We start from the raw sequence: 23,690 nt of genomic DNA on the forward strand, positions 1-23,690 counted from the left end.
TTTATCTTTCGCTCCGATGCCCTTGTCTCTGCTTTTAAGCAATGAATGTCCTTGATGAAAGATGTTTGTTGCCAAAAAGAAAAGTGCTACAATAAAAAGATGAAAAAAGTTTTTTAAGTCTAAGGAGGAAAGACTTCGTGTCGAAAGTACGTACAAAAGATATTATCGAAAAATTCCAACTTGAATTGATCAGCGGAGAAGAGGGAATCAGCCGGCCCATTATTACAAGTGATCTTTCCAGACCTGGTCTTGAAATGGCTGGTTATTTTACATATTATCCAAAAGAGCGTATACAGCTGCTGGGAAGAACGGAGCTTACGTTTTTTGCCAAATTGACGCCTGAAGAAAAGAAAAGCCGGATGGAGCAGCTATGTACAGATGTAACACCGGCAATCATTGTGTCAAGAGAGATGGAGGCTCCGCCGGAATTAATTGAGGCATCTGAAAAATCAAATGTTCCAGTGCTGCGCTCACCATTGAAAACGACCCGCTTGTCAAGCCGCTTAACCAATTTTTTGGAAAGCAAGCTTGCTCCAACGACAGCTGTACATGGAGTGCTTGTTGATATTTACGGGGTGGGTGTTTTAATTACAGGAAAAAGCGGGGTAGGCAAAAGTGAAACTGCTCTTGAACTGGTGAAAAGAGGGCATCGCTTGATTGCAGATGATTGTGTTGAAATTCGTCAGGAGGATCGGGATACATTAGTCGGCAGTGCGCCGGAATTGATCCGCCATCTTTTAGAGATCCGCGGTCTTGGAATCATTGATGTGATGACATTGTTTGGTGCAGGAGCCGTCCGCAGTCATAAGCGAATTTCCCTTGTCATCGATTTGGAATTATGGGATCCGAACAAACAATACGACCGTTTAGGACTCGATGAAGAGAAAATGAAAATTTTGGATGCAGAACTGACAAAATTAACAATTCCTGTACGTCCTGGAAGAAACTTGGCTGTTATTATTGAAGTTGCGGCAATGAATTTCCGGTTAAAAAGAATGGGATTCAATGCGGCGGAACAATTTACAAATAAATTGGCGGATGTTATCGAAGATGGAGATCACGAAGATTTTTAATTGATGAAATAGGAGAGATGAGAGAATGAAAGAGGCAATTCAGCCCATTGATCCAATCGCATTTCAGCTAGGACCATTACAAGTTCATTGGTACGGGATCATTATAGGAATCGGCGCATTGCTCGGCCTATATTTGGCGATGCGTGAAGGGGAGAGAAGAGGTCTTCATAAAGATATATTTATCGATCTTGCATTGTTTGCTATTCCTATTGCGATTATATGTGCCAGAACTTATTATGTCATTTTTCAATGGGAATATTATTCTGAAAATCTTTCGGAAATCCCTAAAATTTGGCATGGTGGCCTTGCCATTCACGGCGGGTTAATCGGTGCTGTGGCAACCGGGATTGTGTATGCAAAAGTAAAAAAACTATCTTTCTGGCAACTGGCTGATATAGCTGCGCCGAGTATTATTTTAGGGCAGGCGATCGGCAGATGGGGGAATTTTATTAACCAGGAAGCTCATGGAGGACCTGTTTCAAGAGAATTTTTGGAAAATCTCCACTTGCCTGAATTTATCATTAATCAAATGTATATAAATGGACAATATTATCACCCGACTTTTTTATATGAATCCATTTGGAATCTCGCTGGGTTCGTCATCTTAATTTTGCTAAGAAGGTTTAATTTGCGGCGTGGAGAGCTGTTTTTATCATATGTTATTTGGTATTCGATCGGGCGATTTTTTATCGAGGGCATGAGAACTGATAGTTTGATGCTGACGGAAACGGTAAAAATGGCACAGGTCATTTCGATTTTACTTATTCTTAGTGCAATTGCTCTTATAATTTACCGGAGACTAAAAAAAGTAGAAAGATATTTAGATGAATATTGATAAATTGCTGGAATGAAGGTGAAACTTTGAAACAAACATTGAAAAAAGGATTACAAACAGGATTGGAAACAACGTGGACTCTCGGTAAAGTCATTTTCCCTGTAACGTTGATTGTTTCATTTTTACAACATACTCCTTTGATTGATTGGATGGTTCATTTTATAACGCCGGTCATGAAGGTGATCGGGTTGAATGGAGATGCTGCAATCCCCCTTGTGATTGGGAATTTTCTTAACTTGTATGCGGCGATTGGAGCCATTTTGTCCATTGATTTTACGGTAAAAGAAGTCTTTATTTTGGCAGTCATGCTGTCATTTTCCCACAACTTATTAATCGAAACGACTGTAGCAAGCAAAGTCGGTGTGAAACTGTGGATCATCTTGTCCGTCCGGCTCGGACTGGCATTTTTTTCGGCTTTTATCATCAATCTTTTTTGGGACGGTGGTGGAGAAAAAGCTCAATACGGATTTATATCTCAACAAGATGCCGTGCCTTCAGACTGGGGAATGATCTTACTTGAAGGGCTTGAAAAAGCGGCAATGGGAGTCATTCAGCTTGCGACCATCGTCATCCCGCTAATGATTGCCATTCAATTTATGAAAGATTTAGGCTGGGTCGACGCTTTCTCAAAAAAGATGGAGCCGGTAACCGAAATGCTGGGAATGAAGAGGAACACTTCAACAACGCTTGCGGCAGGATTAATTTTCGGGCTTGCCTACGGGGCTGGCGTGATGCTGCAAGCAGTAAAAGAAGATGGAGTGGAGCATCGCGATTTAACGTTGGCGTTTATATTCCTCGTTGCCTGCCATGCTGTGATAGAAGACACATTGATTTTTGTTCCGATCGTCGGTTCAGTTTGGCCGCTTTTACTCATCCGGCTGTTCGCAGCCATTCTTTTAACGATGATTATCGGTTTTGTCTGGAAAAAACAAGCACATATCGGGAAAAGGGGAACGGTTTATGAACATTGACACCGTATTGTTTGACTTGGACGGCACGTTAATAAACACAAATGAATTAATTATTGAATCGTTTTTACATACGCTGAACTATTATTATCCGGGCAAATATCAACGGGAAGATATACTTCCTTTCATCGGGCCTCCGCTTATTGACACATTTCAACGTATTAACCCTGAAAAAGCGGAGGAAATGGTCCGAAGATATCGGGAGTTTAATCATGCCCAGCATGATCTGCTTGTGAAGGAATATGATCATGTGCACGAAACGGTTCGAGCTTTAAAAGAAAAGGGATTGAAACTGGGCATTGTGACAACGAAAATTCGCGACACTGTTATGATGGGGCTGAAATTAACGGAAATGGATTCATTTTTTGACGCAATTATCACACTGGATGATGTACAGCATGCGAAGCCTCATCCTGAGCCTGTCTTGTCCGCTCTTAAATTGCTCGGTTCCGAGCCGTCTAATGCATTAATGGTGGGAGATAACCTTCATGATATAGAGGCGGGAAAAAATGCAGGAACATTAACGGCAGGAGTTGCTTGGAGCATAAAAGGGAGAGAGTATATAGAATCGTTAAAGCCAGATTTTGTGCTGGACAAAATGAGTGATTTATTGAACATTGTGATGGAGTGAAGATTGTGAGAAGAACGGATAAATTTCCTGTTGAAGGAGCAAACTCCCTTTGGCAGGTGTACAAGACGGTTTCTTTTTGGAAAGTTGTCAAAAATGTCATCGTGATTCTTATCGCGCGCTACACTCCATTTATGCCTATCAAAAACTGGCTTTACCGCACATTTCTTGGCATGAAAATCGGACAGCAAACATCGTTTGCATTTATGGTTATGGTGGATATTTTGTTCCCGGAAAAAATTAAAGTTGGGCGCAATTCTATTATCGGATACAACACGACGATTTTAGCACATGAATATTTAATCGATGAATATCGCATCGGCGAAGTGGAAATTGGAGATGAAGTCATGATCGGAGCAAACACGACTATTTTGCCTGGTGTGAAAATTGGAAATCGAGCTATCGTTTCTGCCGGCACTGTAGTTCATAAAGATGTTCCGGAAGGCTCTTTTGCAGGAGGAAATCCAATGCAAATCATCTACACAAAAGAAGAAATGGAAAAAAGAAAGCGGTAAGCGTCATCAATTTTTGTCGCTTACCGCTTTTTGATTAAGCAGGATTGAGAGAAAGTGAAATAAAGGCGCTTTGTGAAAGAAGTTTACATCAAAAACTTATTGATTATAAATCTTTATTTTGGTAGTATGGTAACATATTAGCGGATTAAAGTAAATGCGCCATGGAGGTGTCAGTGAGTGTTTATGTTTGAAAAGCCCTTGGGAATGCGGGATACATTGCCAGGCTTATATGTCATAAAAGAAAGCGTTCGTAAAAAAATGATGAATGTGATTGAAAGCTGGGGTTATCAATTTTTGGAGACTCCAACGTTGGAATTTTATGAAACAGTAGGAGTTCAGTCGGCGATACAAGAGCAGCAATTATTTAAACTTCTTGACAGGCAGGGGCATACGCTCGTTTTAAGACCAGATATGACAGCTCCCATTGCACGAATTGCGGCTTCCAAGCTGATGAAAGAAAGCTTGCCGTTAAGGCTCGCTTATTCTGCAAATGTGTTTCGTGCACAGCAGCATGAAGGCGGCAGACCGGCAGAATTTGAACAAATTGGCATTGAGCTGATTGGTGATGGAACGATTAGCGCTGATGCGGAAGCGATCGCTCTAATGATATATGCCTTAAAAAATACTGGCCTTAAAGATTTTAAAATTTCCATTGGGCATATCGGATTTATCAATGCTTTGTTCGGAGAAATTTTAGGGAAGGAAGAACGGGCGGAGAAGCTGCGCCGCTATTTATATGAAAAGAACTTTGTCGGATACCGCGAGCATGTGAAAAGATTATCTCTCTCTACCATTGACAAAGAACGCCTTTTAAGAGTCATTGATTTAAAAGGAGGAATTGAGAAGGCTGATGAAGCTTCAAGCCTTGTTGCTTGTGACAGCGGGAAGAAAGCGCTGGAAGATTTAAAACAGCTCCTTATCCAATTAAGAGCTTATGAAGTGGATCAATATATCAAATTGGAACTGAATATCGTCAGCCACATGAGTTATTACACAAGCGTGATTTTTGAATTATATGCGAACGGTGTTGGACTTCCGATTGGAAACGGCGGGCGCTATGACCATCTTTTAGAAAAATTTGAACGTCCTGCCCCGGCGACAGGCTTTGGCATACGGTTAGATAATTTGCTGGAAGCTCTGGGGGATTTAAAATTGAATAAAGATCGCTATTGCATCATATTCAGCAGAGAGAATCGACAAGAAGCTTTTCGGTATGCCAATAAGCTGCGAAAAGAAGGAAAACAGGTTGTCATGCAAGATATTTCCGGTATCGATCAAATCGACAGGTTTACTGGTCAATTTACAGATATTTATTATTTCCTCGGAAAACCAGGAAAGGTGAGAGAGTGATGAGCATGTTAACGATTGCGATGCCGAAAGGACGAATTTTTTCAGAAGCTGTCGAACTATTAAGAAAATCAGGCTACAAGCTGCCAGACGAATTTGATGAATCAAGAAAACTAATTTTGACCGTGCCGGAAGAAAATATTCGCTTTATTTTAGCGAAGCCGATGGATGTCGGAACATATGTAGAGCATGGTGTTGCAGATGTTGGGATCGCCGGAAAGGATGTCATGATGGAAGAAGAGCGGGATGTTTTTGAAGTGCTTGATTTGAAAATTAGCAAATGTCATCTGGCTGTAGCCGGACTGCCTGATACGAAAATGAATGACATCGCTCCAAAGGTGGCGACAAAATATCCAAATGTGGCTTCTAAATATTTTCGAGAGCAAGGGGAGCAGGTCGAAATCATTCATTTGAATGGATCGATCGAGCTGGCGCCATTGATTGGACTGGCTGACAGAATTGTCGATATTGTTTCGACGGGAAGAACGTTAAAAGAAAACGGATTAGTAGAATTTGAACATATTGCTGATATCACTTCAAGACTCATTGTCAATCCCGTCAGCTATCGGATGAAGGACAAGCCGATCGACATGCTTGTGGAGCGGCTTGCCAAAACAGTGGAAGAAGGAAAGGAGGATTCGGATTGAAAATTATTCACATCACTAAGGATCAAAAGCTTTCCTTGAAAAGATCGATTGACGCTGGAACAGAGGAGCAGCGTAAAATTGTGAAGGAAATTATTGAACGAGTCAAAAAGGAAGGCGATCAGGCGCTATACGAATATACGAAACGTTTTGATGGGGTAGATCTTCAATCTTTGCACGTATCAAAAGAAGAAATTAGTCGAGCGTACGAAGCGGTAGATAAAGAATTCATTGACATTGTTCAAGAAGCAGCAGAAAATATCTTTCATTTTCATGAAAAACAAAAGAAAGAATCATGGTTTTATTTCGATGAAAAAGGAACAATGCTCGGTCAGAAATTAACGCCGCTAGATGCTGTCGGCGTTTATGTTCCCGGGGGCACAGCTGCCTATCCTTCTTCTGTTTTAATGAATATCATGCCGGCTAAAGTGGCTGGTGTAGGCAGAATCGTGCTCGTTTCTCCTCCAGATCAAAATGGGAGCCTGCCGGCGGAAGTGCTGGTGGCAGCCAATGAAGCTGGGGTATCGGAAATATATAAAGCTGGCGGCGCCCAAGCAATTGCCGCTCTAGCTTACGGTACAGAAACAATCGAACCGGTCGACAAAATTGTCGGTCCTGGCAATATATTCGTCGCTCTTGCAAAGCGGGAGGTGTTTGGAACAGTTGATATCGATATGATCGCCGGGCCAAGTGAAATTGTCGTCTTAGCTGATGATACGGCTGTTCCGCATGAAGTTGCGGCCGATTTATTGTCGCAAGCAGAGCATGACAGGCTGGCAACCAGCATTCTTGTTACACCTTCTATAAAATTAGCAAAGGAAGTTCAAAAGGAAGTTGCGGCACAATTGGCCGATTTGCCGCGAAAAGATATCGCCGCTGCTTCGATCGAACAGTTCGGTGCTATTTATGTAACGGATTCAATCGAGGAAGCGGTTGGGATAGTCAACCAACTGGCACCTGAGCATTTGGAGGTATTAACGGAAAACCCGACGGGTGTTCTGCCAAAAATTAAACATGCAGGAGCCATCTTTTTAGGGAGATATAGCAGTGAACCTGTAGGCGATTATTTCGCAGGTCCCAATCACGTTTTGCCGACAAACGGAACAGCGCGTTTTTCCAGCCCGCTTAACGTGGATGACTTTATGAAAAAGTCAAGCATCATTTCATACAGTGAAGAAGCATTCCGTGCACATGCTTCAAAAATTGCAAAGTTTGCAAGATATGAAGGATTAGAGGCGCATGCAAGAGCAATTGAAGCTCGACTAGAAAAAAGAGGAAGTGATCGAAATGAATAGAACCGCCACAATATCTCGAAAAACGAACGAAACGAATATTCAGCTGTCATTTTCAATAGATGGTGAAGGCCGTGCAGATCTAAAAACTGGAGTTCCTTTTTTAACTCATATGCTTGATCTGTTCACAAGGCATGGCCATTTTGATTTAAAGATTGAGGCAGAAGGCGACATTGACATTGATGATCACCATACGACAGAGGATATTGGCATTTGTTTGGGACAGGCGATTCAACAAGCACTAGGCGATAAAAAAGGAATTAAACGGTACGGTCATGCCTTTGTCCCAATGGATGACTCTTTAGCGCAGGTTGTTATTGATTTAAGCAACCGACCGCATTTTGAAATGCGTGGAGAATTGCCGAAGGGGAAAGTAGGAACATTTGATACGGAGCTTGTTCATGAATTTTTATGGAAGCTGGCGCTTGAAGCACGGATGAACCTGCATGTAATCATTCACTATGGAATGAATACCCATCATATGATTGAAGCTGTATTTAAAGCGTTGGGGAGAGCTCTTGATGAAGCGACTATGATCGACCCCAGAGTCAAAGGGGTCCCATCAACGAAGGGGATGTTGTAAAAATGATTGGCGTGATCGACTATGGCATGGGGAATTTATACAGCGTCTCGAAAGCCTTGGAACGCATGAATGCGGAATATTTTGTATCAAGTGATTTAAACGAGCTTGAAAAGGCAACAGCTTATATATTGCCAGGAGTAGGCGCATTCAAAGACGCGATGGCTATTTTAACGGAAACAAAAACAGATAAATTTTTGAAGGACGAAGTGCAAAAGGGAAAGGCTTTATTAGGTATTTGTCTTGGCATGCAGCTTTTGTTCAACGAAAGCGAAGAACACGGCTGGACTGAAGGACTCGGCTTTTTAAACGGCCAAGTAAAAAGAATTCCAGGAGAAAATGTAAAAGTCCCGCATATGGGATGGAATAAGCTGGCTTTTCAACGAGATCATCCTCTTATAACTGGTCTTCAAGAAGATTACGTATACTTTGTCCATTCTTATTATGCGGTCGTAAACGATCCGGACGTTGTGGTCGCCAGCGCTTCATACGGCGTGACGGTTCCGGCTATTGTAGGAAGTGGAAATGTATTCGGCTGCCAGTTTCATCCGGAAAAAAGCGGCAAGCTGGGACTAGCCATCTTGAAAAACTATTTAACTTTTGTATCAAGGATGTGAGCTAATGATGAGTTTTACTATTTTTCCCGCCATTGATTTGCGCGGAGGGAAATGTGTCCGGCTGCTTCAAGGCGATTACAATAAAGAAACGGTTTACGGAGATTCACCGTTTGCTGTCGCCGAGTCGTTTGTAAAGGAAGGTGCTGACTGGATTCATATGGTAGATTTGGATGGGGCAAAAGACGGAGTCCGCGTGAACCATCAACATGTTTTGAAAGTGGCAAAAGAGCTAAAAGTAAAGGTACAAGTTGGCGGCGGCATTCGCACAGAAAAAGATGTATACGAATATTTGGAAAACGGCATTTCTAGGGTTATTTTAGGCAGTTCTGCCGTTTCAAACAGGTCATTTGTTGAAAAAATGCTGGCTGAATACGGCGGCCGAATCGCAATCGGTATCGATGCGAAAAATGGCTATGTATCAACAGAAGGCTGGCTGAATACGTCCGAAGTTAAAGCGGTTGATCTTGGAAAAGAACTGGCGAAAAGCGGTGCAGAAACATTTATTTTTACTGATATTGCAACAGATGGAATGCTCTCGGGACCAAATGTCAAGGCGATTGTGGAAATGGCAAAAGCAACTGGAAAAACAGTCATCGCTTCCGGAGGGGTAAGCTCCATTGATGATTTGAAAAAGTTAAAGCAATATGAACAGGATGGAGTGAAAGGCGCTATTGTCGGAAAAGCGCTTTATACGAAAAAGTTCAGCCTCCGCGATGCTATCCATGAGGTGAATGGGCTATGATTACGAAACGCATCATTCCTTGTCTAGATGTTAAGGACGGACGTGTCGTCAAAGGCGTGCAATTTGTCCAGTTGAAAGATGCGGGCGATCCAGTGGAGCTAGCGAAATTTTATGATGAAGAAGGAGCAGATGAGCTTGTCTTCTTAGATATTTCCGCATCTCATGAAGGCAGAAAAACGATGATTGATGTTGTCGAACGAGTAGCAGCAACATTAGCCATTCCCTTTACGGTCGGAGGCGGAATCAACTCTTTGGAAGATATGAAAAAAATTTTGCGTGCTGGTGCGGATAAAGTTTCCATTAACACTTCTGCTGTATTAAACCCTTCGCTGATTATGGAGGGAGCTGATTACTTTGGCAGCCAGTGCATTGTGGTAGCGATTGACGCAAAATACGATCCGCAGCTCGGAAGCCACCGCGTCTATACGCACGGGGGACGAAAAGCGACCGAATGGGAAGTCGTGGCGTGGGCAAAGGAAGCTGTAAAAAGAGGTGCTGGCGAGATTTTGCTGACTAGCATGGATCAGGATGGAGAAAAATCCGGCTTTGATATTGACTTAACCAAAAAAGTAAGCGAGGCAGTTCCCGTCCCAGTCATTGCATCCGGCGGCGCCGGTAATGCTGAGCATTTTCTTGAAGTTTTTCGCGATGCCCGAGCGGATGCAGCGCTGGCAGCTTCCATTTTCCATTACAAAGAAACATCAGTCAAAGAAGTAAAAAGATTTTTGCAAAAAGTAGGGGTGAATATACGGTGAACATAGCAGAACTCAAATTCGATGAAAATGGACTTATTCCTGCGGTTGTTCAAGATGCTGTTAGCAAAGAAGTGTTAACAGTAGCTTATATGAACGAAGAGTCGCTAAAAAAAACGTTGGAAACGAAGGAAACATGGTTTTACAGCCGTTCTCGCCAAAAACTTTGGCATAAAGGAGAAACGTCCGGCAATACACAAACTGTTCAAGAGATACGCTATGACTGTGACAAGGACGCGCTTGTCGTGCTGGTAATCCCGAATGGTCCGGCCTGCCATACAGGGCAATACAGCTGTTTTTCAAAAGAAAGTGGCGGCCAGGTGGACGGTAGCCGTTTTGATATTATTAACAAGCTGGAGGCCGTCATTGCTGAGCGTGAAGCTGAGCGTCCGGAAGATTCTTATACTACCTATTTGTTTGAAAAAGGCTTGGACAAAATTTTAAAAAAGGTTGGAGAAGAAGCTTCAGAGGTCATTATTGCAGCAAAAAACCGCAGCCATGATGAGCTGAAATGGGAAGCCGCGGATTTATTATTTCATTTGCTTGTTCTGCTGCGCGAGCAAAAGCTTCCGCTCGATGAAGTATTGACAGTTTTAAAAGAAAGACATGAAAAATAATCGCGAGTAAAAATAGGTTTTTCCTATTTATAAGATATGGTATACTATCCCTCGGCAAATAAAGTGAAATGGAGGGTTTGAGTGGGAAACCGTAAAGTAAAAAAAGACGAAGATTCAAAAATTGTTTCGTTTTTCCAAGACAGTGCAACGTTTTATCGCTGGGGATTAAAGGCTTATCAAAAAGGCGATTTGCAGTCGGCTTCAAAATTCGTCAAGCGGGCAGTAGATCTGGATCCGTATAACGAAGAAATGATTTGCAGGCTGGCCAGCATTTATACCGAATTAGGAAAGTTTCAAAAATCAAACGAACTATTAACATATATTATTGAACATATTCACCCTCATTCGGTAGAATGCTATTATTTTCTTGCAAATAATTATGCTCATCTCGGCTTGTTTCACGAAGCTTATAAACATGCAATGATATATAAGGAAAAGGCGCCGCAAGGCATATTTTCCGTAGAAAACAGCGATCTTCTTGAAATGATCGAAATGGAAGAAGAGGCTGAGCATTCGGATGATCTAATCGTGATGCAAGAAAAAGCGCGCTCTTTGCTTGAGAATGGACAGTTTCAAGAATCTATTTCCATTTTAAAAGAGATTATAGCTGATTACCCAGAGTTTTGGTCCGCTTATAATAATTTGGCGCTTGCCTATTTTTACCTTGGGGAAGTGGAAAAAGCGAAGGACATGATTTCCCTTGTGCTCCGGAAAAATCCAGGGAATTTGCATGCTTTATGCAATTTGCTTGTATTTTTTTATTATGAAGGTGATGAAGCGAGCATAAGCATGCTAGTTGAAAAACTAAAAAGAGTTTATCCGCTTGTTTCAGAGCACCAATATAAACTGGGGGCGACGTTTGCACTCATCGGCTTTTATCCTCATGCATTCAAGAGGCTCCATGCCTTGTATCGAAAAGGATTTGAGGGGGATGACACGTTTTATTATTGGCTCGCATACTCTTCTTATTTTATAGGACACTATGACTTTGCTAAAAAAATATGGAAGAAGGTTCTGTATTTAAATCCGCGGAAGGAAGGCTCTGAACCGTGGAATATGAAAGGGCTAAACGAAATGGAAAATCAAGTCCCGGAGCGGCTGCTCTCTATCTATTTCGCAATGAAAATGGATGAACGAGCGTATTTAGTAAATGAGCAGGAGTTTGAAACTCGTCTTGAAAGAGAAGCTGTTCAATATGCTTTAAGCGTTTTAAATGGCAAAAGGCCGACAGGTTTTCATGCTGTTCATTTCGCTTTCCATGTGGCCGATAGTTTAATGGACAAAACGTCAGAAGGAAAAGAATTGGTTTTATTTTGGTTTCGGCTTTTCAAAAATGCCTTTAAGTTCGACATAAAATTTCGCAATGTCAACGCATGGTCAGCAGCTGTCTATTATTTATGGATGAAGCAGATAGGAAAAAACATCACACAAGATGGTGCGGCAAATCATTTTAACATCAGCAAAGCTACGCTGTCTAAATACGTGCGCGTCGCAAAAAAATTGAAAATGTGAGCAAATAAATAGCACGAGACATTTATTTTATATAGGATATGTTGTAGGGAATAATAATTTTGTATTATTTATTGGATCATATGATGAGGAGTGAGTCTCGTGTCTGAAGAAAAAATTTATGATTGTATCATTGCCGGAGCAGGACCTGCAGGATTGACAGCTGCTGTTTACACATCCCGCGCCAACCTTTCTACTTTAATGATAGAAAGAGGCGTGCCTGGAGGACAAATGGCCAATACGGAAGATGTTGAAAACTATCCTGGATTTGATCATATTTTAGGTCCAGAGCTATCAAATAAAATGTTTGAACATGCTAAAAAGTTTGGTGCTGAATACGAATATGGAGATGTGAAGGAAATTGTCGATGAAGGCGAATATAAAATCGTCAAAACAGGCAACAAAGAATATAAAGCGAGAGCAGTGATTATCGCTACAGGGGCCGAATATAAAAAGCTCGGCGTGCCTGGAGAGAAAGAACTGGGCGGACGAGGCGTCTCTTATTGTGCTGTATGCGACGGAGCATTCTTTAAAGGAAAAGATTTGATTGTTGTCGGCGGCGGAGACTCTGCTGTCGAGGAAGGAGTTTATTTAACCCGCTTTGCGAACAGTGTGACAATCGTTCATCGCCGCGATCAATTGCGCGCCCAAAAAATATTGCAGCAGCGCGCCTTTGATAATGAAAAGATTGATTTTATTTGGAATCATACAGTAAAAGAAATTCATGAAGTCGACGGGAAGGTTGGCAAAGTCACGCTCGTAAATACGATAACAAATGAAGAAACAGAAAAAGAGATAGACGGTGTATTTGTATACATTGGCATGGTGCCGCTGTCCAAACCTTTTGAAAATCTCGGAATTACGAATGAAGCAGGATATATTGAAACAAATGAAAACATGGAAACGAAAATTCCCGGCATCTTTGCGGCAGGAGATATTCGGGAAAAATCTTTGCGGCAAATTGTAACTGCAACTGGTGACGGAAGCATTGCTGCCCAAAGTGCTCAACATTATATTGAAGAATTAAAAGAGAAATTAAAAAATGCCTAAAATTGTTAACAAAATCGTAACTATGATTTAATTGTGCTGTAACATCAATGAAATAAAATTCAGTTACTATAAAAGTAGTAATTGACCCCCTTTTATAATATATACTTTTGAGCATGGGCAACCCTTCCCATGCTCCTTTTTTTGTTACACCTTTTCTTTTGAAACCTTTAAAAGAGAAAAAACGTATGATAAAGTAGGAAAGCATGCGCATTGAGACACTATAGCATTTAATTGTATAATAAAAGGAATAAATATTTTTTATGTACCGCAACCTAGGGGTGAACTTGCTTTGCAAAGGGTTACAAATTGTGTTCTTGTTCATGAAGGTCAGCTGCTCTTGCTTCAAAAACCGCGCCGGAATTGGTGGGTAGCCCCTGGAGGGAAAATGGAGCAAGGGGAATCGATAAAAGAATCTGTTGTAAGAGAATTTAGAGAAGAAACTGGAATTTATTTAATAAATCCAAAAATTAAAGGGATTTTCACGATCATTGTCAAAGATGGAGATAAGGTTGTTCAAGAATGGATGATGTTTACATTTTTCGCAACACAATTTAACGGGGAAAATGTTTTGGAAACTGAGGAAGGAAAGCTGAAATGGCACTCGATTGATGAAATTAAACAGTTGCCGATGGCTGCGGGCGACTACCACATTATTGAATATATGATTAAAGGGTCAGGAATCATGTATGGAACATTCATCTATACACCTGATTATGAGCTTTTGTCTTATCGGCTCGATCCACAATAAAGAAAACTTCAGCTGCAAGAAAATCGAAGCCAAGGTTCAGAGAAGAGGAATGCCAGTTTCAAAATTTCCGCTAAATAAATTTATGATTTGACTCTTCTCATCCTTGATCAAATAGCTATCAGATCAAAAAAATAAATCCCGATATTTCCTATTCAACATCTGTTACTGAATATTTTTCTTTTGAAAAAACGGGGGGCTTTGAATGATGAGTGAAACTTCAAATATTAAGATGGTTATTATTACGGGGATGTCCGGGGCAGGTAAGACGGTTGCGATTCAAAGCTTTGAAGATCTAGGATATTTTTGCGTCGATAATCTTCCACCTACTCTTTTGTCCAAGTTTCTAGAGCTTATGAAAGAATCGAGAACGAAAATGAACAAAGTAGCTGTAGTTATGGATTTGAGGGGAAGGGAATTTTTTGAATCTTTCCATCAGGCAATTGAAGAAATCAATTATATCCCGTGGATCGCACCGCAAATTTTGTTTCTTGATGCACATGATCAAGTATTAGTTAACCGGTATAAAGAGACGAGAAGAACCCATCCATTAGCTCCAAAAGGTCTTCCGCTTGAGGGGATCCGCCTTGAACGGGAAATGCTGGAGGAATTAAAGGGACGTGCGCAAATTGTATATGATACATCCAACTTAAAGCCAAGAGAATTAAGAGAAAAAATTTTAAAACAGTTCGCAGAAAATGGCGATCAAACCTTTACGTTGAACGTTTTATCATTTGGATTTAAATATGGTTTGCCGATCGACGCGGACTTAGTGTTTGACGTGAGATTTTTGCCCAACCCGTATTATATTGATCATATGCGCCCTAAGACGGGGCTTGACGAAGAAGTTTCATCATATGTTTTAAAATGGACAGAGACATCTAAATTTTTAGAGAAGCTGACAGATTTACTCTCATTTATGATCCCTCATTTTCAAAGAGAAGGAAAAAGTCAAGTGGTCATTGCAATCGGTTGCACTGGCGGACAGCATCGCTCGGTGACTCTGGCTGAATATTTAGGGGATTTTTTCCGCAAAAACTACAAAGTGCATGTATCCCATCGTGATATTGAAAGGAGAAACTATCGATAACTATGGATAAAAAGAAAATCGTCATTATTGGAGGAGGAACCGGATTATCTGTTCTGCTTCGAGGCTTAAAGCTGCTCCCTTTTGATATCACGGCCATTGTAACAGTTGCAGATGATGGCGGCAGCTCCGGTAGACTTCGTGATGAACTGAACATTCCCCCGCCGGGCGACATTCGCAACGTGTTAGCTGCTCTTTCCGATGTGGAACCGCTAATCGAGGAACTTTTCCAGCATCGTTTTAAAAAAGGGAACGATTTGACTGGCCATTCTCTCGGCAATTTAATACTTGCAGCGATGACCAATATCACCGGCGACTTTATGCACGCCATTCGGGAAATGAGTAAAGTATTAAATGTTCGCGGTACTGTTTTGCCTGCAGCGAACCAGAGCGTTGTATTAAATGCGGAGATGGAAGATGGATCTGTTGTGAAAGGGGAATCGAAAATCCCTTTTTCAGGAAAAAAAATTAAAAAGGTGTTTTTAACCCCGAAAAATGTAAAACCTCTTCAAGAAACGATCGATGTCATCAGACAGGCACATATGATCATTTTAGGGCCTGGAAGTCTTTATACAAGCATTTTACCGAATTTGCTCGTTCCGAAAATTGGCGAGGAGGTTTGCAAGTCCTCGGCCAAAAAAATATATATATGCAATGTCATGACTCAGCCAGGGGAGACGCTAAACTATACAGCGAGCGATCATGTGAAGGCTCTTTACGATCATTTAAACTGTCCGTTTATTGATGTGATCCTCGTGAACAACGGATCTATTCCCGAATACATACAAAAACGCTACGCGAAAGAATCAGCTTTTCCTGTCCAAGTCGATGCAGAGGCGCTAAAAGATATGGGACTTCGAGTAGTGCAGGACAACATGGTCTCCTTCGATCAACATGTTATTCGACATGATACGAATAAAGTGGCAAACATCTTAAAAAATTTGCTTCTGGAAGAAACGTAATCGGAAAGGGCGGTAATGGAAACATGTCGTTTGCTTCAGAGACGAAAAAAGAATTGACAACACTGGAAGTAAAACAATGTTGTTTAAAAGCAGAGTTGTCCGCGCTCATCCGAATGAACGGAACTGTGTCATTTTCCAACCGGGAATTGCTTTTGGATGTGCAGACGGAAAACGCAGCGATTGCAAGACGCATTTACATGCTGATCAAAAAAAAATATGACGTTCCGATCAAGCTGCTTGTACGAAAAAAGATGCGATTAAAAAAGAATAACGTCTATATTGTTAGAATGAATGAACAAGTAAAAGAGATTTTGGAGGATTTGCGAATTTTAGGCAAGGATTTTATGTATAACCATCAAATCTCTTTAGACCTTGTGAAAAAAAAGTGCTGCAAGCGGTCGTATATGCGTGGTGCGTTTTTAGCGGGCGGATCTGTCAACAACCCGGAAACTTCTTCATACCATTTGGAAATCTCGTCGTTATATAAGGAACATAACGATTCGCTATGCAGTTTGATGAATACGTTTTATTTAAATGCAAAAACACTGGAACGGAAAAAAGGATATATTACATACTTAAAGGAAGCTGAAAAAATTGGGGAATTTTTGACATTGATCGGTGCCCATCAAGCTCTACTGCGTTTTGAAGATGTCCGAATCGTTCGTGATATGAGAAATTCAGTGAACCGCCTTGTCAATTGCGAAACAGCAAATTTAAATAAAACCATTGGAGCTGCTTTACGGCAGGTAGAAAATATAAAATTCATTGATGAAAAGATCGGATTAAGCGCCTTACCTGAAAAGCTGAGGGAAATTGCAGAATTACGGGTTATGTATCAAGATGTGACATTGAAGGAACTAGGTGAAATGGTGTCCAGCGGGAAAATCAGCAAATCGGGAATCAACCACCGATTAAGAAAAATCGATGAAATCGCTGAAAAATTGCGGGCTGGCAAAACGATTTCATTTAAATAAATTTTTAAGAAGAGAGGGATTAATATGGTTGAGAAAAAAGTGGAAGTTCGGTTAAAAACCGGTTTGCAGGCACGACCGGCTGCATTGTTTGTTCAGGAAGCCAACAGGTTTTCATCTGACATTTTTATCGAAAAAGACGGAAAGAAAGTAAACGCCAAAAGCATCATGGGGTTGATGAGCTTAGCTATTAACAGCGGCTCTGAGATCACATTGATCGCAGAAGGAAACGATGAGGAAGAAGCATTAGAAGCGCTTATCAACTACATTCAAAACGAAAATTAATGTGAACACACAAAAAAATTGCCACAAAATTCATCAATGGATGGATATTGCCTCTCTTGTGGGAGAAAGCAGGAAACAACCGCTGTCAGCCACAAGAGGGCTTTATTTTTGCTAAAACTGATATGAAGACGAAATGGCTTCGGGTGCTGATCCATTCGTTCATAGAAAAGTTATGATAAATCTTATGTTGGGAGAGAGCTTCGTGAAGGTTCTTAACTGGAACTTTTGGATTTCAAATTATTGCGAAAGAGCGGGGCGAATCCGAGCAATATATTTGGTGTAAATACTATTTTTTCATAAATCTGCGATCAACATTCAAGAAAAAACAAACGTGCTTTGATATGGTTCGAATGACTTACAGCTGAATGGATAAAGAGAGATTCTAGCCCTTTTATAACATGAAAAAATCGATTATAACACTTGTTTTTGCCAGCAGGTGTCCAGAAAAAAACTTCAGCAAAATACGGTTTACACAGGCTCTCCGAAAGCATATTTAATCCTTCATCCGGCTCGATCCGCATTTTGGGCTTAGATTAAAGCAATATCGGCAGTTAACGGCTTTTCGAAAACGTAAAGCTGACGATTCCGGCCAAAAAGTTGAATGAGGAGCTGCTGTCAAGATCATTCTTGACATTTGCTCCTCATTCAAATGTGTGAAGGTATGAAGCAGCGGTTTATTTTTATACTGTCTGCTTGATATGTTTAATTTTTTATTGTCTTCCTATTTGAGGCAGCTTTTATTTTGTTAAAACTTTGTCAATCAACCCATATTCTTTTGCACGTTCAGCTGACATGAAATTGTCGCGGTCCGTATCACGTTCAATTACTTCAAGAGGCTGGCCAGTGTTTTCAGATAAAATTCTGTTCAATTTATCTCTTAAAGAGAGAATTCGTCTAGCTGCAATATCAATGTCAGTTGCCTGACCTTGCGCGCCTCCTAATGGTTGATGAATCATTACTTCACTATTCGGAAGGGCAAAACGTTTTCCTTTTGCACCTGCCGCCAATAAGAATGCTCCCATGGAAGCAGCCATTCCTATACACATCGTGGATACATCAGGTTTAATAAATTGCATCGTATCATAAATCGCCATGCCAGCAGTAATTGATCCGCCCGGGCTGTTAATATAAAGGGAAATATCTTTTTCAGGATCCTCCGCTGCCAAGAAAAGAAGCTGAGCAACGATGGAGTTTGCAACATGATCATCAATTGGCGTACCAAGGATAATAATGCGGTCTTTTAACAATCTTGAATAAATATCGTAAGCACGTTCACCACGGTTTGTCTGTTCAATAACAGTCGGTATTAAATTCATTATGTTTCCTCCCTCGCATCAAAGTTAAAGTCATTTCTATTCCATCATACATAAAAGGTCAATAAAGGTCAAACAAAAAACTTTTATATATAATTATTTATAAGATCAATACATGTACCATCATACCCTCATTTTTCATTTTTCAAACAACGATGAAAAATGAATTTTTCAAAACAATTTTGACACGATGGATAATTAAGCAAAATTTATTCTTGCATATACTGTTCGGTTCGATTATAATATAATTCGTGACATTTGAAAAATGCGCTCGTAGCTCAGTTGGATAGAGCGGTGGTTTCCGGTACCACGTCCGTCGGGGGTTCGAGTCCCTCCGAGCGCGTAAGCCTAGAGCAACAAGGGTTTAGAAGTCGTTCAACGGACGGGAACTACCGAAAAACGGACAACGTATTTTCGTAAGGTTTCCGTCCTACTGAATCAAAGAGACAAAGAGACCGCGTGCCTCCAAAATGAAAAATTTTGGAGGTTTTTATTATGCGAAAAAGGCTAGAAAGGTAGTTTCAAGACATCTGATTGTAGATGTAATCTCGGTTATATGACGGTTGCAGAAGGATTAAAATACGCTAAGATCATTTACAAAACGGAAGCTATCCAGGACGAACGAGTACCGATTATTGAAGTTCTTGAAAAAATTTTATAGATGTTGTCGGTTTTAGAGATCTTACTACTGACCAAATTAGACGTTACATTAATACGTCATCTGTAACCGTGGATATTCTTTTCGGTGCTATTAAATCGATTTTTAGAAAGCTACATAAATACGGTATTATTTGAAGAAAGTCTCGTCAAAAAAATGCCAAAACTAATAAGGATAAACAACGAATCTTTGTGCTTACAGACACGCAAGTAAAGAGGCTATGAAACGTCAAAGATATAGGTATTTACGGGATTTCGTGACTATGGTGCTATTAAACTAGTGGTAGAGTGAGAACAAAGGGCAAACTAAGTTGAATAGTCAGAAATTTCTGGTATTTTAGATGACGGTATTATTATGTTACTGGGGCCAAAAACAATAGCCGTAAAAGCCGGATTGTTCCAATGACTAAAGAAGTATGTAAACTACTTGATAGAAGAAATTCGAGGATACTTCGGTAACATTTCATATGTATTCGTTAATCAATATGGTGAAAAGTTAAAAAGAAGGAAACATCAGGAAAATATTCAAACTAAAAGACGAATGTTGCGTAAGTCTTACACTGTTTAAGACATACATTTATCGTAAACTATTTGAAAAAGGTGACGATATTTGTTCGCTACAAATGATTCTTGATCACGCGGATATATCTACTGTGTAAATATACCTAGAATATACACCAAGCAATAATACGAAAAAATAGTCGAAAAGTCATGGGATATGTTGAAAAATAGCAGATAAATAAATATAATGAAGATGTCGAAATTTTGGAAAGTGAGGTAAATGTTAGTGAAAAAACGAAAATGGGGGTTTGTATTTTCAGTTTTCGCACTTAGCCTCGCGACTTTAGTCGGATGCGGAGGCGAAGAAGGTGCACAAAAAGTAGGAACATCGGAAGGGGCGCAAGAACAGAAAGAAGAAGCTAAACCGGAAATATTCAAAGTTGGCGATGTCGTTAAGTTAGGCGACTTACAATTAACTCTAAAAAGTGCTAAATACGTAGATGATGCCGAATATACGCCAGCAGAAAAAGGTAAAGTATTGGCGATAGAATTTGAAACGGTCAATAACGGAAAAGAGCAGTTATATTTTGGCGCGGAAGAGTTTGCAATCTCGACACAAGACGGAACACAACACGAAGAGTATTTCGGTCATGATGACGGCTTTATGAATGAAAATATTGGCGCAGGTAAGAAAATTACCGGTAAAATTTACTTCGATGTTCCTGAGGATTCAAAATACGAATTAGTCTACACACCATCATTCAGTTGGGACAACGAAAATATAACGTTTGAAATAACTCCTCAATAAGGCGGCGCATTTTGCGCCATCTTTTTTATTTTTGCGGAAGAAAATGTCGCGATTTCGTTTTCAATTTTAGTTAATGGAGGCTAGCATTATCAAACAGTTGTATGTTGACAAGCAATCGTTTCCCCTTTTATTACGGCAAAATAGTTGAAAAAAGAAAACTTTAGATAGTTAGTGAAATTTCAATGCACGGCTGGCAGAAACAAGGCCATCCCTTCTCCGTTTCCTTGACTGTAAATCTCAGAATCTTCCTCTTTTTACTGTGAAAATATTCCTGGTTGGCGGTATCAAAAAATATGAATTGGCAAGAACTATTTTCATTCATGGCGAGGGCTGTAAATCCGAAAATTTGCTTGCACAAACTTCTATGCGTCATCTAATCATTCATCGCACTCGATAAGAACTATGCCAAAAAGGGTGAAAAAAGATGTAAAATATTAATATCTTGAAGATTTATAGATCACGAAGGGTGTTGAAGAATGGAACGTATTTCAGTAGTTTCCATTTTAGACGTTATTGGTGAATTGTTTTCTGATGAAGTTTCGATTGCTGTTTCCAATACTAAGGAATATATCTATTACCGGCCGAGCAAACGGATTGATTTGAAAATCAGACCGGGAGACTTGGTGAGAAAAGGAACGATTGCGTATAAAGCTTTGCACACCAAACAAAAGGTTTCTGAGTTTATTAACCGCGATGTGTTTGGCGTTCCTTATCACGGGATGGCTGTACCGTTTTTTTGGGAAGGAAAGCTTGAGGGATGCGTCACTGCGATTTTTCCTGCTTTGACGGATGGAAAATCTGTTGTGACCGTCAAAACTGATGACGGATGGGTTCCTATTCCTTTTTCAAAAGTTGCGTATTTAGAAGCAAAAGATAAAAAGACCTATGTGTACACTGAAGGATGCTCAGGAACGCATAAATACTCTCTCCAGGAATTTGAATACTTGCTTCCAAAGGACTATTTTATTCGCTGTCATCGGGCTTTTATTGTGAATGTCAACCATATTAAGGAGATCTACCCTGATGCGCATTCAACTTTTTTGCTGTTGATGAATAACGGTGATAAAATTCCTGTCAGTCAGTCTTACTCCAGTTATTTTCGAAAATTGCTTGGATTTTAAAAAATCGTTCTGTTTTAGTATGGAAATTGAGTTGTTTATCTGAATTTTCGGTCACTTATCCCCAAAACCTTGCCCCGTTAACTTTTATCGGTAAAATAAATTTTAAATTCATTAAAGGGGAGATGATGGGGAAATGGACAATAAATTGGAAAGGATTGAAGATTTGCGTTTGCGCGATCGAATAGTCACAGCTGATGAAGCCGCATCATGGATCAAAGACGGGATGACTTTAGGGTTAAGCGGATTTACACGCGCGGGTGATGCGAAAGCGGTTCCATATGCGTTGGTGAAACGCGCAGAGCGAGAATCGTTTAAAGTAAATGTGTATACAGGAGCCTCTTTAGGTTCTGATATCGATAAAATGTTCACTGAAGCTGGCATTTTAGGCAAGAGGCTTCCTTTTCAGGCAGATCCTACGATGAGAAAAGGAATCAATCGGGGAGAATTTTTATTTGTCGATCAGCATTTGTCCCATACTGCTGAATTAGTGCGCTCAAATGTTATGGGTCCAATCGATTTTGCAATTTTGGAAGCGGTTTCTATTACAAGAGATGGAATGGTTATTCCGACAACCTCCATTGGAAACTCGTTGACATTTGCCCAGCACGCAAAATCGATCATTATAGAGATTAATATGGCACAGCCTGCAGATTTAGTAGGAATGCATGATTTGTATGAACCGGAGAAACAAGGGGAAAGAAAACCGATTCCGCTGACAAAATCGAATGATCGAATTGGTACGATCGGAATACCGATTGATATCGAGAAGGTAAAAGGAATTGTATTTACCAATCAGCTGGATTCTCCGTCGACAATTGTGCCTCCGGATGAAGAAACAGTCATTATGGCGCAGCATTTGATAGAGTTTTTGCGTAAAGAAATTAAAGCCGGCCGGTTAACGGAACGTTTGGCCCCGCTGCAGTCAGGCATCGGTTCCGTCGCCAATGCAGTTCTTCATGGCTTGCTGGATTCAGAATTTGAGGATTTAGAGGTGTATTCTGAAGTATTGCAGGATGCAGTCTTTGATTTGATAGATGCTGGCAAAGTCCGTTTTGCCTCTTGTTGTTCGATTACCCTTTCAGAGCCGAAAATGAAGGAGGTTTTCTCGAATTTTAAGAAATACCGCGACCGTTTAGTGCTGAGACCGCAGGAAATTTCCAACCATCCTGAAATTATTCGTCGGCTCGGTTTGATTTCCATTAACACAGCATTGGAAGTGGACATCTACGGCAATGTCAATTCAACCCACGTACTTGGAACGAAAATGATGAACGGCATTGGCGGATCCGGTGATTTTGCAAGAAATGCCCGCCTGGCGATTTTTGTGACAAAATCAATAGCGAAAGACGGAAACATATCAAGCATTGTTCCTTTTGTCTCCCATGTTGACCATACGGAGCATGACGTCGATGTCATCGTCACCGAACAAGGGTATGCGGATCTCCGGGGCTTGGCGCCAAGAGAGCGTGTGGAACTGATTATCGAACGCTGCGCCCATCCGATGTATCGCGACCAGCTTCGTGAATATTATCAGGAAGCTCTTGCAAGAGGAGGGCATACACCACATGTTTTAGAAAAAGCTCTTTCATGGCATATAAATTTTGCTAAAAACGGAACGATGCGTGAAGAGATTGCACATAGCGTTTAATCGGATGACAATTTATTCGTGCATTTTCTAGACATGCGAAGAGATCGGCACAGCTAGATCAAAGAAGGAATTTATCCCTAGAAATCAATTTTGTGGATATCACACAACAAATGTTTTCACCCCCTTAGTGTTAAAAGCACTAAACGAATGGACTTATTAATTGATACTGTACTGAAAAATTTAATAAAAAATAAATTCGAGTTGAAGGCAGAAAACGATTGTTTTTGCGAAAATCATCATACAGAACGGATAGTGAGCGCTTTGATCAACTGTTTTCTGAGAATAAGGACGGATTTGCAATGGTTATTGATTACAGCGTCAACTGGTATCTAATGTTAATTGATCATTTTTCTGACGCAAATTGCTGTATCAGCCGATAAACTCGATACTGAAGTCGATATTCCGGAAGTCGTCAATCTCGTG

General features: G+C 40.5%; 24 protein-coding genes and 1 tRNA gene. 24 read left to right on the forward strand and 1 reads right to left on the reverse strand.

The window, feature by feature from the left end:
* Positions 1-137 precede the first annotated feature (137 nt).
* The 20 genes from hprK to NSQ84_RS03740 all read left to right on the forward strand — a co-directional run bounded on the left by hprK (position 138) and on the right by NSQ84_RS03740 (position 17,219).
* A complete protein-coding gene (gene hprK / locus NSQ84_RS03645) occupies positions 138-1,073 on the forward strand; it encodes an HPr(Ser) kinase/phosphatase (RefSeq protein WP_063389176.1) in 936 nt (311 codons plus the stop codon).
* Between the two features lie 25 nt (positions 1,074-1,098).
* Positions 1,099-1,908 (forward strand): prolipoprotein diacylglyceryl transferase, encoded by an 810-nt coding sequence (gene lgt, locus NSQ84_RS03650; RefSeq protein ID WP_063389175.1) that lies wholly within the window; start codon positions 1,099-1,101, stop codon positions 1,906-1,908.
* A 26-nt stretch (positions 1,909-1,934) separates the two neighbouring features.
* Positions 1,935-2,879 (forward strand): nucleoside recognition domain-containing protein, encoded by a 945-nt coding sequence (locus tag NSQ84_RS03655; protein ID WP_327847913.1) that lies wholly within the window; start codon positions 1,935-1,937, stop codon positions 2,877-2,879.
* The gene (ppaX, locus tag NSQ84_RS03660) at positions 2,869-3,507 is read left to right on the forward strand and encodes a pyrophosphatase PpaX (RefSeq protein WP_063389174.1); all 639 of its coding nucleotides are present in this window, start codon (positions 2,869-2,871) and stop codon (positions 3,505-3,507) included. The genes NSQ84_RS03655 and ppaX overlap by 11 nt, the downstream gene beginning before the upstream one ends.
* Before the next feature lie 5 nt (positions 3,508-3,512).
* Positions 3,513-4,019, forward strand: coding sequence for an acyltransferase (locus tag NSQ84_RS03665; RefSeq protein WP_063389173.1), 507 nt, complete (start codon positions 3,513-3,515; stop codon positions 4,017-4,019).
* 177 nt (positions 4,020-4,196) lie between these two features.
* The gene (locus tag NSQ84_RS03670) at positions 4,197-5,369 is read left to right on the forward strand and encodes an ATP phosphoribosyltransferase regulatory subunit (protein WP_199757327.1); all 1,173 of its coding nucleotides are present in this window, start codon (positions 4,197-4,199) and stop codon (positions 5,367-5,369) included.
* Positions 5,366-6,013: an ATP phosphoribosyltransferase gene (gene hisG, locus NSQ84_RS03675; protein WP_186439300.1), complete on the forward strand. Its 648-nt coding sequence runs from the start codon at positions 5,366-5,368 to the stop codon at positions 6,011-6,013. The genes NSQ84_RS03670 and hisG overlap by 4 nt, the downstream gene beginning before the upstream one ends.
* The gene (gene hisD / locus NSQ84_RS03680; RefSeq protein WP_339212224.1) at positions 6,010-7,305 is read left to right on the forward strand and encodes a histidinol dehydrogenase; all 1,296 of its coding nucleotides are present in this window, start codon (positions 6,010-6,012) and stop codon (positions 7,303-7,305) included. The genes hisG and hisD overlap by 4 nt, the downstream gene beginning before the upstream one ends.
* A complete protein-coding gene (gene hisB / locus NSQ84_RS03685; protein WP_063389171.1) occupies positions 7,298-7,885 on the forward strand; it encodes an imidazoleglycerol-phosphate dehydratase HisB in 588 nt (195 codons plus the stop codon). Before hisD ends, hisB begins: the two co-directional genes overlap by 8 nt.
* Positions 7,886-7,887: 2 nt before the next feature.
* A complete protein-coding gene (gene hisH / locus NSQ84_RS03690; protein ID WP_063389170.1) occupies positions 7,888-8,499 on the forward strand; it encodes an imidazole glycerol phosphate synthase subunit HisH in 612 nt (203 codons plus the stop codon).
* Positions 8,500-8,503: 4 nt separating this feature from the next.
* Entirely contained in the window at positions 8,504-9,241 is a 738-nt protein-coding gene (gene hisA / locus NSQ84_RS03695) for a 1-(5-phosphoribosyl)-5-[(5-phosphoribosylamino)methylideneamino]imidazole-4-carboxamide isomerase (protein WP_063389169.1), read from the forward strand.
* On the forward strand, positions 9,238-9,996 hold the full coding sequence (gene hisF / locus NSQ84_RS03700) for an imidazole glycerol phosphate synthase subunit HisF (RefSeq protein WP_130158169.1): 759 nt from the start codon (positions 9,238-9,240) through the stop codon (positions 9,994-9,996). The genes hisA and hisF overlap by 4 nt, the downstream gene beginning before the upstream one ends.
* Positions 9,993-10,610, forward strand: coding sequence for a bifunctional phosphoribosyl-AMP cyclohydrolase/phosphoribosyl-ATP diphosphatase HisIE (hisIE, locus tag NSQ84_RS03705; RefSeq protein ID WP_094245213.1), 618 nt, complete (start codon positions 9,993-9,995; stop codon positions 10,608-10,610). The genes hisF and hisIE overlap by 4 nt, the downstream gene beginning before the upstream one ends.
* Positions 10,611-10,691: 81 nt before the next feature.
* Complete coding sequence (locus NSQ84_RS03710) at positions 10,692-12,122, forward strand: tetratricopeptide repeat protein (protein WP_130158167.1); 1,431 nt, start codon at positions 10,692-10,694, stop codon at positions 12,120-12,122.
* Between the two features lie 99 nt (positions 12,123-12,221).
* The gene (trxB, locus tag NSQ84_RS03715) at positions 12,222-13,169 is read left to right on the forward strand and encodes a thioredoxin-disulfide reductase (RefSeq protein WP_063389165.1); all 948 of its coding nucleotides are present in this window, start codon (positions 12,222-12,224) and stop codon (positions 13,167-13,169) included.
* Positions 13,170-13,458: 289 nt separating this feature from the next.
* Positions 13,459-13,917: an 8-oxo-dGTP diphosphatase gene (locus tag NSQ84_RS03720; RefSeq protein WP_063389164.1), complete on the forward strand. Its 459-nt coding sequence runs from the start codon at positions 13,459-13,461 to the stop codon at positions 13,915-13,917.
* Positions 13,918-14,119: 202 nt separating this feature from the next.
* Positions 14,120-15,004 (forward strand): RNase adapter RapZ, encoded by an 885-nt coding sequence (rapZ, locus tag NSQ84_RS03725; RefSeq protein ID WP_339212225.1) that lies wholly within the window; start codon positions 14,120-14,122, stop codon positions 15,002-15,004.
* A 2-nt stretch (positions 15,005-15,006) separates the two neighbouring features.
* On the forward strand, positions 15,007-15,963 hold the full coding sequence (locus tag NSQ84_RS03730; RefSeq protein WP_063389163.1) for a YvcK family protein: 957 nt from the start codon (positions 15,007-15,009) through the stop codon (positions 15,961-15,963).
* A 23-nt stretch (positions 15,964-15,986) separates the two neighbouring features.
* Positions 15,987-16,937 (forward strand): DNA-binding protein WhiA, encoded by a 951-nt coding sequence (whiA, locus tag NSQ84_RS03735; protein ID WP_063389162.1) that lies wholly within the window; start codon positions 15,987-15,989, stop codon positions 16,935-16,937.
* A 24-nt stretch (positions 16,938-16,961) separates the two neighbouring features.
* The gene (locus NSQ84_RS03740) at positions 16,962-17,219 is read left to right on the forward strand and encodes an HPr family phosphocarrier protein (protein ID WP_063389161.1); all 258 of its coding nucleotides are present in this window, start codon (positions 16,962-16,964) and stop codon (positions 17,217-17,219) included.
* Between the two features lie 737 nt (positions 17,220-17,956).
* On the opposite strand, the gene clpP is transcribed toward NSQ84_RS03740, so the two are convergent.
* On the reverse strand, positions 17,957-18,535 hold the full coding sequence (gene clpP, locus NSQ84_RS03745) for an ATP-dependent Clp endopeptidase proteolytic subunit ClpP (protein ID WP_063389160.1): 579 nt from the start codon (positions 18,533-18,535) through the stop codon (positions 17,957-17,959).
* 264 nt (positions 18,536-18,799) lie between these two features.
* Here clpP and NSQ84_RS03750 point away from each other — a divergent pair.
* From NSQ84_RS03750 to NSQ84_RS03765, 4 genes are all read left to right on the forward strand, one after another.
* A tRNA-Arg gene (locus NSQ84_RS03750) sits at positions 18,800-18,875 on the forward strand.
* Between the two features lie 1,101 nt (positions 18,876-19,976).
* On the forward strand, positions 19,977-20,498 hold the full coding sequence (locus tag NSQ84_RS03755; RefSeq protein ID WP_157727907.1) for a DUF4352 domain-containing protein: 522 nt from the start codon (positions 19,977-19,979) through the stop codon (positions 20,496-20,498).
* Between the two features lie 476 nt (positions 20,499-20,974).
* Positions 20,975-21,619, forward strand: coding sequence for a LytTR family DNA-binding domain-containing protein (locus NSQ84_RS03760; protein ID WP_066249117.1), 645 nt, complete (start codon positions 20,975-20,977; stop codon positions 21,617-21,619).
* A 133-nt stretch (positions 21,620-21,752) separates the two neighbouring features.
* Entirely contained in the window at positions 21,753-23,267 is a 1,515-nt protein-coding gene (locus NSQ84_RS03765; RefSeq protein ID WP_327847917.1) for an acetyl-CoA hydrolase/transferase family protein, read from the forward strand.
* The last annotated feature ends 423 nt before the right edge of the window (positions 23,268-23,690 follow it).

Source organism: Aeribacillus sp. FSL K6-3256 (genome assembly GCF_037965805.1).
Lineage (GTDB): Bacteria > Bacillota > Bacilli > Bacillales > Aeribacillaceae > Aeribacillus > Aeribacillus composti.

What these genes read in the sequence shown, in the direction of transcription:
- lgt (WP_063389175.1), top strand. Translation starts at nt 1,099, where the DNA reads ATGAAAGAGGCAATTCAGCCCATTGATCCAATCGCATTTCAGCTAGGA.
- ppaX (WP_063389174.1), top strand. Translation starts at nt 2,869, where the DNA reads ATGAACATTGACACCGTATTGTTTGACTTGGACGGCACGTTAATAAAC.
- hisB (WP_063389171.1), top strand. Translation starts at nt 7,298, where the DNA reads ATGAATAGAACCGCCACAATATCTCGAAAAACGAACGAAACGAATATT.
- hisH (WP_063389170.1), top strand. Translation starts at nt 7,888, where the DNA reads ATGATTGGCGTGATCGACTATGGCATGGGGAATTTATACAGCGTCTCG.
- hisA (WP_063389169.1), top strand. Translation starts at nt 8,504, where the DNA reads ATGATGAGTTTTACTATTTTTCCCGCCATTGATTTGCGCGGAGGGAAA.
- hisF (WP_130158169.1), top strand. Translation starts at nt 9,238, where the DNA reads ATGATTACGAAACGCATCATTCCTTGTCTAGATGTTAAGGACGGACGT.
- rapZ (WP_339212225.1), top strand. Translation starts at nt 14,120, where the DNA reads ATGATGAGTGAAACTTCAAATATTAAGATGGTTATTATTACGGGGATG.
- NSQ84_RS03730 (WP_063389163.1), top strand. Translation starts at nt 15,007, where the DNA reads ATGGATAAAAAGAAAATCGTCATTATTGGAGGAGGAACCGGATTATCT.
- whiA (WP_063389162.1), top strand. Translation starts at nt 15,987, where the DNA reads ATGTCGTTTGCTTCAGAGACGAAAAAAGAATTGACAACACTGGAAGTA.
- NSQ84_RS03740 (WP_063389161.1), top strand. Translation starts at nt 16,962, where the DNA reads ATGGTTGAGAAAAAAGTGGAAGTTCGGTTAAAAACCGGTTTGCAGGCA.
- clpP (WP_063389160.1), bottom strand. Translation starts at nt 18,535, where the DNA reads ATGAATTTAATACCGACTGTTATTGAACAGACAAACCGTGGTGAACGT.
- NSQ84_RS03760 (WP_066249117.1), top strand. Translation starts at nt 20,975, where the DNA reads ATGGAACGTATTTCAGTAGTTTCCATTTTAGACGTTATTGGTGAATTG.
- NSQ84_RS03765 (WP_327847917.1), top strand. Translation starts at nt 21,753, where the DNA reads ATGGACAATAAATTGGAAAGGATTGAAGATTTGCGTTTGCGCGATCGA.